We start from the raw sequence: 13,035 nt of genomic DNA on the forward strand, positions 1-13,035 counted from the left end.
AGCTATATCATATTTTTGCAGTGGGGTCCGGTCCAGAGTCTTGGAGGATGAATTCACCGCTGAGAACATTGGCGGTATTTAGAGCGCTCAGGCGGCCCTGAAAGGTGACGCCGACGAGGGCCGCGTCCAATTGAATCCCGATGGCGAGATTATGAACGACCGATCACTCGAGTTGGTGATGCGGTTGCGTTTGATGGCGGCGACTACCTCGACGGTCCTGAAGTCGCCGATCTCTTCGCGTTCCTCTTAGAATAGTAAATAGCGTATGGGAAACACTCCAAATATAACTCCCTGAAGTGATGGTGGGTTACTGTTGAATGAGCATAATCGCGCCAATGACTAGTGTTCCTCCCACGACGACGAATGGTGTGACCGGTTCCTCCAAGAGTGTTGCACCTAGAGTGACGGTGACGACAGGTTCGACAGTACTGATGACTGCGACACGGCTTGCTTCCAGGCGAGAAACTCCCTCATAGAATAACAGCAATGGGATTACTGTTGAAATGAACACAATCCCCAAAATTACGCCCCACTCATCGATTCCGGCCGGTACCGTGAGGCCACCATCGAGGGTCCCGTACACGATCATACTACCTGTCGTTCCTACAAGAACCCCAAACATTATTGCTGGAGGTGATATCGACGAACTCAGGTGTCGACTACCAGCCGTGTAAATAGCATAACAGGCCGCAGCACCAAGGGCGAGCCCAATCCCTAGCGCGTCGGCTCCAGCTGTGTTTGTCCCGACGACAAATCCCACCCCTGCCATTGACAATACAAGAGCTACTATCTTTTTACATGTTGTTCGTTCATTCAAAAATAATATTGACAAGCCCAGAACCATCGCAGGGTAGGTATAGAGGATGATTGATGCCAATCCTGCTGTCAAGTATCGTAGTGCAGTGAAATAGAATAGTGTCATCCCGGTGTAGACAACGCCAAGCGTGAGTGTCCTCAACCAGTCTCCTTTGGTCACCGGATAAGATAAACCGCGGATCATTCCTATTGTACCAACTATGAAAGTCGAAATCGCAAATCGAATCGGTAACAGTGTAGCTAATTTAAGATTTATCGCCGACGCGAGTTCTCCAAATATCCCTAATGTCCCGAAACCGGCAGCCGCGAACAAAATCATAATCGAACCTTCGGTAGATTCCTGCACAATTAGAATTACATCCCAAAGTGATGTATCCTTTTCGAACCCACTACAGAATAATGTAGTGTAGGAAGGCACCGCTAATCTGCCGGTAGAGTGTCTTAATCATCTTCCTGACCTCAGCTGAAGATATGCACTTACACTCCAACTACGCTATAACGTCTCTTCAGGGTAGTAGTGTTTCGACACTTGACCAACATTAGAAGACACAATTTGCCAAGGTATGTGGATTCAATACTATTATTTTACGCAAAATAGGATGTGGTCTCATCAGTAATCTATATTAGGGACTAGGTTCAATAGTGGGTTAGGCGGGCCACGAGAAAATGAGATGCGAAGTAGTGTACGGGCACGGCTGTTGGGCCGCACACCCGCCAGTGAATACAACCATGAGACATAGCAGTACCAACCCTGACACGGATATAAATTACGCAGAACTAGAACTGGATAACAACACGCTATACGTCTATGATCCGGAGAATCCAAATGCATGGATACAGTCGTCAGAGTACTATGAGCTCCCCTAACTTACAGGATGTTGGCAGGGTTTCCACCGAGTAAAGATTCGATCTGACGATACGCATACTGTCTGTTGTTATATGTATGTCAGTACTGTTTTACAGTCAATAACAGTACAATATGGTCGGAAGATATTCAATAGATTGGCTCATACTTGGTGACAGACCTACTATGGATGAAAAAGATGTGCAAATTCTGGCGGCGATTGCAAAGCTAGAGACGGGTAGTCCAGAGAAACTCTCTAGGGAGACCGACATTCCGAAGTCGACGGTCCATTATCGGCTGGACAATCTTCGAGAAGAGGGTATCATCACTAACGACCTGTTTGATATTGACTTGGAGAAGATTGGTTTGAACATCACAGTCATCACTGATGTGATGGCTGAGTACAGCGAGGGTTATCATGATAAGGTCGGAGAGAAGCTTGGAGATGTCGAAGGTGTCAATCAGGTATATTTCACTATGGGAGATACGGATTTTGTTGTTATCTCTCACCTCGCTAATCGTGGGATGGTGGAGCGGCTTATCCAGGATTTCGAGGCGATTGATGAAGTCGATCGGACAAGCTCGAAATTTGTTATAATGACAATAAAAGATGAAAACCGACCATTGAATGATTTTGAGATAGAGACGTTGCTTGATAATCTCGGTGTGCAGCAAAAATCGGTCAATTAATACCGGGGAGGAACATCCCCTGATGGGATGCCGGAAATATTATTCCCAAACGATGCTGCAACAAACCCTTGCTCTGGATCTCACCACCTCTAAACGTGATATTGTCTCCCTATTGTTAAGAAACCGGCAATATAACGCTGATTAGAACTGTGTTTAAGAATACTCTCCCAAGTTGTACTATGGACTCAAAAGACATACGAATACTTTCTGCGATCTCGAATCTTGAGACCGGAAGTCCTGAGTCGATTCACCATGACACAGGTATTCCGAAGTCAACAGTCCATTACCGACTCAACAAACTCAAAGAGCAGAACATCATTGAAAACGAGCTGTACTCCGTTGATCTCGCGGAGATTGGTTTGGAAATCACATTGATTACTGAGGTGAGAGCTAAGTACCAGTCGGGAACTCACACTACCGTTGGTGAAAAGCTGAGCGTACTCGAAGGTGTGAACAAAGTATATTTTATATTGGGTGACACCGATTTTATCGTAATCTCAAAGCTAGCTGATAGAAATATGATTGAGGATTTGGTCAGCCAGTTCGAAGCAATCGACGAAATACACCAGACGAGTTCGCAGTTTGTAATCTCAACAGTAAAGGACACAAAGAATCCTCTGATAGCGTACCCCGAGGAATCGCTGATTGCCCTTTGTTCCGATTCTTGATCACCATCATTGTGGTGCTCGCTGAAATGCCAACAGACGGCACCATTCTTGATATGCGTAGAATTTGTGTGTCCTCTGAAGACTATTGTCATGTCTCGGTCTGTGACTGAGTCTTCGCCTACGTGTAATCGGTGGCGCGCTAACTGCTGCGAATCCAGGATAAAACCGCTCCATTTTGAATGGAGAATATCGGTGTATATAATTTATGGCTGACCGCTCGATTTTGCTACCCACTCTTTCGATCAAGTCCTTATAAATAGTAACTAAGAACTCTAAAGAATCTGCCAGCAGAAATTAAATTAATCAAATTTTGGAGACAAATAACTCTGAATTTAAATGGTAGTAAAGAACTGTAGATTGGTAATCGGTGAACGACTATTTTGATCCAGGTGCAGTTTGGTTGTCAATGCCCTCAACTGCGTATCCTTCGCTTCGTATTGCCTCTACGATCGTATCGGCGTGTTCTGCACCCTGGGTCTCGATAGTAAATACGAGAGTTGCCTCACCAACGCTCAACTCTGGCACGGCTCGATCGTGGCGGACATTGTGAATATTCGCCCCATGAGCCGCGATAACCTTTGAGATATCTTCCATCTTACCAGGTCGATCGTTAATTCGGACTCGCAGCCGGATGATTTGTTTGCGGCTTGTTAGAGCATGTATGAGAACGGTACGCAGGGTTGTCATATCTAGGTTTCCTCCACAAAGCAGAGGCATCACTACTTCCCCACTTACGTCGAGTTGGTCGTTTAGAATCGCCGCAACCGATGCAGCAGCTGCCCCTTCAACGACCTGCTTAGCACGCTCTAGTATTAGGAGGGTAGCCGTCGCGATCTCGGTATCAGTGACAGTAACCACCTCATCAACGTGTGTGTCAATAATATCCATTGTCAGCCCTGAGATCCCCCCGGTGGCGATTCCATCAGCAATTGTGTCAACCTCGTCGAGAGTGACTGGCATACCTTTGTCTAGGCTCTCATGGACGGTTGAAGCTCCTTCTGCTTGCACCCCAACAACGCGAGTCTCAGGCGACAGATGATCAAATGCAGTTGCAATACCACTTATGAGGCCTCCTCCGCCAATTGGCACAACTACAGTATCGACCTCTGGACAATCCTCGTACATCTCGATTCCCAGGGTCCCTTGTCCGGCAACAATATCGGGATCATCGTATGCATGAACAAACTCTACTTCACTCCCTTCTGCTTGTGACTGGGCGTATGACATCGCATCTTGGAAATCTTGACCAACGAGTTCGACAGTCCCTCCATAGCTACGAGTTGCATCTATCTTTGACTGTGGAGCTGTTTCCGGCATAACGATCGTCGATTCTGCTCCACATTTTGTTGCTGCCAGCGCAACGCCCTGTGCGTGGTTTCCAGCGCTGGCAGCGACGAACTCATCAACTCCCTGCTCAACTGCCTGTGAAATTTTGTTGTAAGCCCCTCTCGTTTTGAACGACCCCGTCCATTGTAGATGCTCCATCTTCAAGAAGACATCACTGTTGGTCATCTCTCCGAGAGACGTACTACGCTCTACTGGCGTCCGTTTGACTATCGACTTGTCATCTGTTCGCTGACGTGCCTGTTCTACGTCCTCATAACACACTTGAAGTTCACGTGGTTCACTCATAATCAGAATTATCGTATTCGCGTCGGTATTGTCGGCTGAATCAATGCGTGACCGTGCTCCTCGGTAGTAAACAAGACTACCACGGGGGAGTAGAGGTAGTTATCTAATCCAGTAGTGGTTCCTCCTGGACAGTAGCGTCATATCGCTCACCTTCGTAGAGGATCTCGAGTTCGGTCCCTGGTTCGGCGTATTCTGGCGGCAAGTAGGTATACACCACACAGGCACCGACAGTATAGCCGTACTCGGCGCTGTGGATGTATCCAATGGTCTCATCGCCGTCGAGTACCGGTCGGTGAGACAGCACGGTGACGTCCTCATCGTCAAGGGTTAGACAGGCGACTTTGTGTTCGATGTTGTCGCCGTCGGCGGCCGCGGCGACGGCCTCCTTGCCGATGAAGTCGGTCTCGAGGTCGACGGCCCAGCCGAGGCCCGCCTCGTAGGGGTTGTGTTCAGTGTGGAGGTCCTCGCCCCACAGGCGGAACCCTTTCTCAATCCGCAGAGCGTTGAGGGCGCCGTTCCCGTACGGCCGGATGTCGTACTCCTCGCCGGCCTCCATGATGTGTTCCCACAGGCGCTCGCCGTACTCCGACGGCGTGTACAGCTCCCAACCGAGTTCGCCGGCATAGGAGACGCGGAGCGCGGTCACAGGAATGTTGTTCACGTAGAATTCCTGACTCGTGAAGAACGGGAAGGCGTCGTCCGAGAGGTCGACATCGGTGACCTTCGACAGCACCTTCCGGGCGTTCGGGCCCGTACAGACCATCGCCGCGTAACTGGACGTGACGTCGTTGACAACAACGTCTTCCGGTGATTGCTCTTTGACCCACGCCACGTGGTTAGTCCCGACCTCACGGCCGGTGGTCAGGAGCAGGTAGCGGTCCTCCTCCGTGCGCGTGACCGTGATGTCTGCACGAACACCACCAGCATGGTTGCACATCAGCGTATACCTGACGTCGCCGACGTCGAGGTCCATGTCGTTCGTACAGAGATACTGGAGGAACTCGCCGGCCTCGTTGCCGACGACCTCCATCTTGTTGAAGGAGGTCATGTCGTGCAGACCGACGTTCTCTCGGACGTTCAGGGTTTCTGCTCCTTCGATCGGGGACCAGTATTTCCCGGCCCAGTCTCCCCGCTCGGGGATCTGGTCGCCGTACTTGGCCAACAGGTCTGCGTTCGACTCGAACCACTGGGGCTCTTCCCAGCCGGCTTCGGCCCACAGCTCGGCACCGAGTTCTTTGTGGGAGTGGTACATCGGCGTCCGACGGATGTCTCGCTGGTGATCCGTCCACACCCACTTCGGATGCACGATGCTGTAGATCATCCGGTACTCTTCAGCACCGAGATCACGGGTGAAATCCCAGCTTCCTTCGTGTTCGTCGAATCGATTCACGTTGGCGTGAGAGAGGTCAATCCGCTCGTCTCCCAATCGCGGAACACCGTTTTCCATCCATTCAGCAAGGGATTTCCCGACACCGCCGGCGTGGGTAACCCAACTCCCCAGCGCAGTCCAGAGTCCATCGTAACCTTCTATTGGCCCTAGCGCGGGGAGACCATTCGGTGCGGTAGAGTACATCCCGTTGTACTTATATTCAAGCTCGGCACCCTCGGTAGCAGGCAGTAGCTCGTTGCTCGCTTGGCGTGGAGCTTTTTCTTGTCGGTCCGGATGGGTCGCATTGTTCATGTGGTACTCGGTGAACTCGTGGACGGAACCCTGTTCACCATCTGGATCATTGCCTCCGAGCTCCTGTGGATCCGGGACAATAGACTCATGATTGTAAGAGCCAATACCATAGGCATCCCCGTGAGTCCGGAAGTACATCGCATTGTCTTGATCCCGGAGGATCGGTCGGTCAGGACTAACGAGAAGCCGCTTTGCTTTGTCGCCAGAGACGTTGTGATAGTTCTCGAAGAGCGGGTGATCAGTGATATCTACTCGGCTGTCCGAAAGCTCTTCGAGTGACTCGGTCACCGTATACTGGTGCTCAACTGGAGCGATTGGCAAGTGAACACCAATCTTTTCGCCGAGTTGCCGGGCCCAGATGTTAGTCGCGACGACGACTTCGTTACACGCAATAGTCCCATTTTCAGTCACGACCTCGCGGACTTCGCCGTCTGTGATCTCAATATCCTCTGTCCGCGTGTGTGGAACAAACGTCGCACCATTATCTATCGCTTTTCGGGCCAACGCGTCGCACGCGACAACTCCCGAAACCTGACCGTCACTGGGCGAATAGTAACCTCCTTGGATCTGATCACCGTCGACTAGTGGTAGTTTCTCCTCGACTTCTTCAGGCGAGAGAAGTTGTGGGTCTGGGATATCCCAGGATTCCGCCCACTCAACACGACGCCGAAGATAATCCATGCGCTCGTCGCTTCGGGCGACTTCGATTCCACCTGTCTTGTTGTAGGCTTGTTCACCGTTGGGGCCTTCCAGCTCAGAGTAGACTTCCCGACTATATCCTGCAAATTTAGTCAAGATCTTGTGCTCTGTGGTCTGGAACATAATGCCTGGTGCGTGGGTAGATGAGCCGCCAGTCGTGGGCATTGGGCCCTGATCGACGACCACGATATCTTCCCGACCAAGCTCTGACAGCTGATAGGCCAGATTACATCCAACAATTCCAGCTCCGACGATGACAGTGTCTGCTTCTGCCGGTAGACTAGTGTCTGACTCCATCGTTACACCTTAGCATGCGACGTATTCATTAATATAGTTTTCGATGATTCGGGAATATGACAGTAGCCACCACCAAAGTGAGCTGGGAACTCATCTTACCCTTCCCAATCTCGTCAAAATATCGACCGAGATGGGCTAAGATCGGAGAATCAAAGAATTAGCACTCAACTTCTACTTTAATTCAGTTGGCAAATTTCCAGACTAAAACAGCCACACTCTCAGTATCTGGAGTTTGGAATATGCGATTACTATCTTCCTTGAACGAATAGGAATGTGGATAGATCGGCTGTACACCGGTCAGGAACCGTTTTGACACGATTTTTGGAAATGATTAGCCGTGTCTCTTCCTTGGGTAAAACTGCCATTGTCGCTCCACTTGGGAGGGTCTCTCTATTGGTACTAACAGGAGTACGCACGTTATGAGATTCTAATCGTATATTTCGATATTATCCCCTTTCTTTATGATGGTTAATCAATAATGCCTCACAATGCCAGCTTCGATCTATTAGCACAGTTGAGCGGTTATAACTGGTTAAAGCTCGTTTCTAGACGTTTCTATGTTTATCTCAATCACGTTGGCAGTGCTCTTGACTATTTCTGGCATCGTCTCTCTGAAGGTTTCGTCACCCATTCTACTGACCGGCTTTGAAACGCTGATCGCTCCAAGCACACTTCCATCTGCTTGCTGAATTGGAGCCCCGACGGCACGTACTCCTCGAATCTCTTCACCGTCGTTTAGGGAGAATCCCTGCTCTCGGATCTGCTCCAGTTCGGAAAATAGTTCTTCTTGGGTCGTTATCGTGTTCTCAGTCCTTGCCGGTAGTCCGTATTCGTCAATCACTTGTTCGATCCGATCTTCGGGAAGATGTGCTAAAATTGCTTTTCCATACGCCGAACTGTGAAGCTCTGTCGGCATTTCAAACCTTTTGCTGAAGTGGTCTTCTCCCACGGCCTGCTCTCCTTTTGCTTCATGCAAATAGATCGCTTGACCGTATTCTTCGGCAACGAGATGGGTATACTCCTCTGTCTCCTGAGCTAGACGCTCAATTTCGCTTTTTCCAGCGTCATAAAGAATACACTGATTTTTTACATACTCACCAATACTTGAAAAATACAAGCTTAGTTTGTATTCTTTACCATCCTTTACCACATACTTCCTTTGTTTCAGTGTGGATAGGTGAGTGGAAATAGAACTCTGCGGAATATCCAGTCTCTCCGCTATTTCCGATACCCTTGCCCCATCCAGTTCTTCAAGTATATCGATGATATCCCAGCTTGTCTCAACTGTTTTCATCGTCCGGGGGGATTTGTCTTCTGTCATTGTATTACAATCTGTGGCGAAGGAGCATAGTTCTTTGGATATTACGATTTGTTCCCTTGTCGCGGGTAGTCCATCTCTTTGAGAGCCACCTCTCCCTAGTAGGTGTTCTGTGGTTAGTAACCGAGATAATTTCCACCCTCTGGGGGCAGATTGCTAGTCAAAGAGGTCCGGTGGTATAAGAACGAAGCGGGGAAGAGCGACGCTGCCGCGGCACCCAGATGAGCGATTTCCATTTGAACCTGCACAGCAGGTTCGCTGGCGAGATACTCTCTAGTACCCGCGTCGCTGGTCTGCGTCCGCAATCAAGTACTGCAGCTATCAGAGTGTCACTGATTTCTGGTGTGGATCGTGACCGCACATTCGACCATAGAGTTGTCAGACCCTCGCGTGCGCGAGGATCGGACGGTCGAAGTTGACAAAGTCTACACCACTGTGAGATGGGCAACTACGAATGCGATTAAGGGTCACGCTCGGATGGCCTTTCGAAGTGTGGGCGAAGAGGTTACCACGAAGACAAACCATCATATTCACACTTGTTGATCACTGCCGCGATCAACAATACGTTGTGCTCGCGAAATTCAAACTGTGCGTGCAATTCCGACTCGGCGACTGTGAGGTGGTAATGGAGGGAGTGTCGACCGTCTAAACCAATGGTTTTCGTGCCTCTGGACCGCTCAAAGATGGCGAGTAGCGGTTATCCATTGGAAGTTATATACGAGTAGACAGGAACACACGTGACTATGTACAACAACGCGCCGCTGGTGCGGTAGTAGCTCTACCCGAATCGAGGCGTTTCAGGACAAACTCACACCCAATCTCAGACTCTTTCAGCTTCGGTGCCCAATCCTTCGCAAACCTTGGCGAGATTTCCACAAAGAAATCATCCGCACATCCCGGTGACCCACCGACAACGAGCCTCGCATAAACGTTATCTCGATCAGACCCCAGTCAGGTCTGGTGTTGCGGTAATCAATACTGTGTTCGTTGAGTTTCACCGACGGGCTGTTGTCTGGCGAAAATTGAAATCTCTTGAGGGCATGTTCTCCTCTACCAATAAATTTATATTCGGGGGAGATACACATTGACATGCATGTCGAGTTACAATGGCTATGAGGCGTTCGACTACTTAGAGGAAGGAGAGGACTACAAGTCCTTCTCACTTCCAGACCAGATCCACAACGGTGAGCCCTATGAGGTGCCGTTGGGAGAAGATGAAGAGATGCGGGCCGAAAAGCTCAGTGAAGAAAGCGTTATCATTTCGTTCCACGAGCACCCGTTCTACTTCCCTCTGGAAACAGAAGAGATTCCTGATTACTTCAGGCAGGGCAGAGTCCAAACCTGTTACGAGGGACTCGCAAAGTCTAACGTGGACGGCGTGTTCGATCACCTGATCAATGACTATGGGACGGTCCGGTCGCCGAACGGGTGGCAGTGGGACGATACCATTTATGACCTGGGTCTACGGTTGAGCGACATCGCACACCAGGACCAGGTTATACGATGTGATGGTGTTGATGATATACGGCGCGCTCATGAGGAGGGCAAAACAGCATTCGTTCCCTCCATAGAGGGTACCGCGATGATCGAGAACGAACTCGATCGGATCGATATCCTTTACGGACTTGGAATCAAGATGATGGGGCTCGCCTTTGACTACTCGAATTACATCGCCTCCGGCATCATTGATAACGACGAGAGCCGCGACCGGGGTCTATCGACATTCGGCGAGAACGTCATCGAGCGCATGAACAAACTCGGTGTCGCCATCGATCTCTGCCACTCGACTGACCAGACTGCGCTTGACGTGTGTGAGGTAAGCGATGATCCTGTATTCTATAACCACATCGGTGCACGGGAACTCTGGCATACCAATCGTATGAAGTCCGACGAGTGTATCAAGGCTGTCGCAGACACTGGTGGCGTCGTCGCCATTACAGCTGCACCGCCGAACATCACGTCGGCGAAGCGTGATGATCATACGATCGACGCAATCATGGACCACTTCGAGTACATCGTTGACCTCGTCGGTATCGAGAACGTGGCGTTCGGTACTGATCTTCTGTACGGAGATGACGACCGGGTGTACCCGAGCTACTTCAAAGAGGCAGAGGGTAGCAGAAAGGTAGAGATGATTTACAACTCGCCGAAGGAAGGACACGGATTCGACTCGGTCGAGGATATGGGCGCTCCGCTGGGCATGGAGAACCCCACCGAAGCTTGGCACAACATCGTCCGTTGGCTGGTCAAGAACGGGTACAGTGACGATGAAATCCAGATGGTTCTGGGAGAGAACATTCTGGATGCACTGGAAAACGTCTGGTAATCGCTCATCAGCAGCAAGCTAAGTGAGATACAGGGCACACGCTAGCTGGCCTTATTCAACAGGCAGCGTGACTGTACTCACTTAGGGTCCTGTATTATCGTATATATTTCTGCTACACATCATCTCGAAAGATCGCTTCGTCTGATTCTACTGTCCATTGCATAATGAGCCAGGCCTCTTTCACATATATGGGAATATGAATTTATTCTTCTTAATCTATCAGGCATGTTGCGATACCTTTAAGTATCTATGTTGTATCAGCTGATGATGGAGCCATGACAACAAGGTTCATGTCAAGCTTAGGCTTGGAGATACGAACGGAGAGGCAGCGAATGATACTTGGGTGGTTATTCGCGGGGTCATTTTTTCTGGTAGCATTCGTGTCTAGCTTCGCATTTGGTACCCCTGATGGGAACTCTATCGCTCTTGGTGTTCTGATTATGGTTGTTGTGAGCTCTCTGTTGACCGTTCTAAGCGTCTACATTTACTACGTCTCAAATCCGGAGGTCGAACAATGAGTCAGCTCACTTATGCAGCTGTCTTTGGGCTGTATGTATTCGGTTTAGCCTCCCTCGCGTACTATGAGTACAGAGGCGTTGATGACTCGTCAGACTACATGATTGCGAGCGGGAATCTAAGAAGTTCGTTTGCCGGCATCAGTGAGCTCTTTTCAGCTATGAGCGGCTTCTGGCTGATCGGAATCACTGGATTTGCCTATGTTGTCGGGACCTGGGCGTGGATCGCAATTATCTCACAGGTGACTGGCTGGGTTATCATGTACTATGGCGTTGCAGGCAGGCTAAAACGATCCAGTACTGTAGTCGGAGAGGAAACGCTGCCAGCATACCTTGGAACTCTGTTTGGTAGCAAATTAGTACTACTCATAGCCTCGATTGCCTTGGTCGTCTTCGAAACAGTGTATGTGAGTTCGCAAATCACTGCTGGAGCAACAGCGTTGCAGCCATTCTTTGACCTACCTTGGATGACGTCCGCCTTTATAATGGGGGCAATAATTGTACTGTATACAGTTGCAGGTGGGTTCCAAGCTGTTGCAGTATCGGACTTCATTCAGGGTGTACTTGTCGTTCTCGGATCATTCACATTTGTAATCTGGACAACATTCCAGGTTGGTGGACCGGTGCAGCTATTTAACGCGTTAGCTTCAGTAGATCCGGTTCTTGTATCATTTACCGGTGGAAACCAGGGATTCGCCCTCTTTAGCAGTATAATTTTCTGGGGATTCATTGGGATGGCGTACTTCGGGAATCCACAATCTCTGATTAGATTCTTCGCCATCGACGACTCGAAAAACGTGCGAACAGCCATGGCCTGGAGCGGGGGTGCCCAGCTGATAGTTGCGGTTACTGCTGTCTTCATTGGGCTAACGGGACGCGTTTTGCTGGAGGGGTCTTCGCTCAGCAATGAGGAACTCGTATACCCAGTATTAGCAATTAATCAGCTCCCACCTGTTGCAGCTGGCTTTGTCTTAGCAGCAGTCATCGGGCTACTGATGAGCACGGGGGACTCTCAGCTACTGATCAGTGGAACGACGGTCTCTCGGGATCTCTATGAACGATTGCTTGGCAACGAGATATCTGACCAGCGATCGAAACAGATAGCTAGATTCTCCGTACTCGCTCTCGGCGTGATATCGACGATAATTGCGGCATTGGATCTCTCTCTAGTGCTGCAACTGGTTGCTTTCGCTTGGGGCGGGCTAGGTGCCACATTCGGTCCGGCTATCTTCGCAACACTGTGGTGGAAGAATACGACTTCTGAAGGTGTAGCTGCTGGAATGGTTGTCGGCCTAGTTGGGACGATTATCGGCTTCACATATATTGGAAGCTTCCACCCTGTTCTAATCACGTGGAACATCTGGCCGATGCTATTGTCATTTGTAACCATCTACGTGGTGAGTAGATACTCACAGTCGCAGGTTGAACAGACAGAGCATATCCAAGAACTCTCCTCAAAGGAGGTATCTGCTGCAGGAAACGATGATTGAGAGGGGGTGTGCCGTCTAATCGAGACGAATAAAACACGATACGCTCTCAAGAGGCCGAT

Annotated in this window: 8 protein-coding genes; 4 read left to right on the forward strand and 4 right to left on the reverse strand. The window is 49.8% G+C overall.

Annotation, left to right across the window (positions count from 1 at the left end; translation table 11 throughout):
- Positions 1-307: 307 nt before the first annotated feature.
- Positions 308-1,234, reverse strand: coding sequence for a DMT family transporter (locus Hhyl6_RS22665; protein WP_483741500.1), 927 nt, complete (start codon positions 1,232-1,234; stop codon positions 308-310).
- A gap of 612 nt (positions 1,235-1,846) precedes the next feature.
- Here Hhyl6_RS22665 and Hhyl6_RS22670 point away from each other — a divergent pair.
- Both Hhyl6_RS22670 and Hhyl6_RS22675 read left to right on the forward strand, forming a co-directional pair.
- The gene (locus tag Hhyl6_RS22670; protein WP_483741501.1) at positions 1,847-2,350 is read left to right on the forward strand and encodes an Lrp/AsnC family transcriptional regulator; all 504 of its coding nucleotides are present in this window, start codon (positions 1,847-1,849) and stop codon (positions 2,348-2,350) included.
- 179 nt (positions 2,351-2,529) lie between these two features.
- A complete protein-coding gene (locus Hhyl6_RS22675; protein ID WP_483741502.1) occupies positions 2,530-3,018 on the forward strand; it encodes an Lrp/AsnC family transcriptional regulator in 489 nt (162 codons plus the stop codon).
- A 375-nt stretch (positions 3,019-3,393) separates the two neighbouring features.
- Here the strand turns inward: Hhyl6_RS22675 and ilvA are convergent, their stop codons facing one another.
- The 3 genes from ilvA to Hhyl6_RS22690 form a co-directional block, all read right to left on the reverse strand.
- Positions 3,394-4,650, reverse strand: a complete 1,257-nt coding sequence (gene ilvA / locus Hhyl6_RS22680; RefSeq protein WP_483741503.1) for a threonine ammonia-lyase — start codon at positions 4,648-4,650, stop codon at positions 3,394-3,396.
- Positions 4,651-4,753: 103 nt separating this feature from the next.
- On the reverse strand, positions 4,754-7,327 hold the full coding sequence (locus Hhyl6_RS22685; protein ID WP_483741504.1) for a GcvT family protein: 2,574 nt from the start codon (positions 7,325-7,327) through the stop codon (positions 4,754-4,756).
- Between the two features lie 532 nt (positions 7,328-7,859).
- Positions 7,860-8,648: an IclR family transcriptional regulator gene (locus tag Hhyl6_RS22690; RefSeq protein ID WP_483741505.1), complete on the reverse strand. Its 789-nt coding sequence runs from the start codon at positions 8,646-8,648 to the stop codon at positions 7,860-7,862.
- Between the two features lie 1,090 nt (positions 8,649-9,738).
- Here Hhyl6_RS22690 and Hhyl6_RS22695 point away from each other — a divergent pair.
- On the forward strand, positions 9,739-10,971 hold the full coding sequence (locus Hhyl6_RS22695; RefSeq protein WP_483741506.1) for a dipeptidase: 1,233 nt from the start codon (positions 9,739-9,741) through the stop codon (positions 10,969-10,971).
- 514 nt (positions 10,972-11,485) lie between these two features.
- Complete coding sequence (locus tag Hhyl6_RS22700; RefSeq protein ID WP_483741507.1) at positions 11,486-12,976, forward strand: sodium/proline symporter; 1,491 nt, start codon at positions 11,486-11,488, stop codon at positions 12,974-12,976.
- Positions 12,977-13,035: the final 59 nt, after the last annotated feature.

This window comes from Haloarcula sp. H-hyl6, from assembly GCF_056934455.1.

Excerpts from the sequence above, each read along its gene's own strand:
- Hhyl6_RS22685 (WP_483741504.1), bottom strand. The coding sequence starts at position 7,327 with ATGGAGTCAGACACTAGTCTACCGGCAGAAGCAGACACTGTCATCGTC.
- Hhyl6_RS22695 (WP_483741506.1), top strand. The coding sequence starts at position 9,739 with ATGTCGAGTTACAATGGCTATGAGGCGTTCGACTACTTAGAGGAAGGA.
- ilvA (WP_483741503.1), bottom strand. The coding sequence starts at position 4,650 with ATGAGTGAACCACGTGAACTTCAAGTGTGTTATGAGGACGTAGAACAG.
- Hhyl6_RS22700 (WP_483741507.1), top strand. The coding sequence starts at position 11,486 with ATGAGTCAGCTCACTTATGCAGCTGTCTTTGGGCTGTATGTATTCGGT.
- Hhyl6_RS22670 (WP_483741501.1), top strand. The coding sequence starts at position 1,847 with ATGGATGAAAAAGATGTGCAAATTCTGGCGGCGATTGCAAAGCTAGAG.
- Hhyl6_RS22690 (WP_483741505.1), bottom strand. The coding sequence starts at position 8,648 with ATGACAGAAGACAAATCCCCCCGGACGATGAAAACAGTTGAGACAAGC.
- Hhyl6_RS22675 (WP_483741502.1), top strand. The coding sequence starts at position 2,530 with ATGGACTCAAAAGACATACGAATACTTTCTGCGATCTCGAATCTTGAG.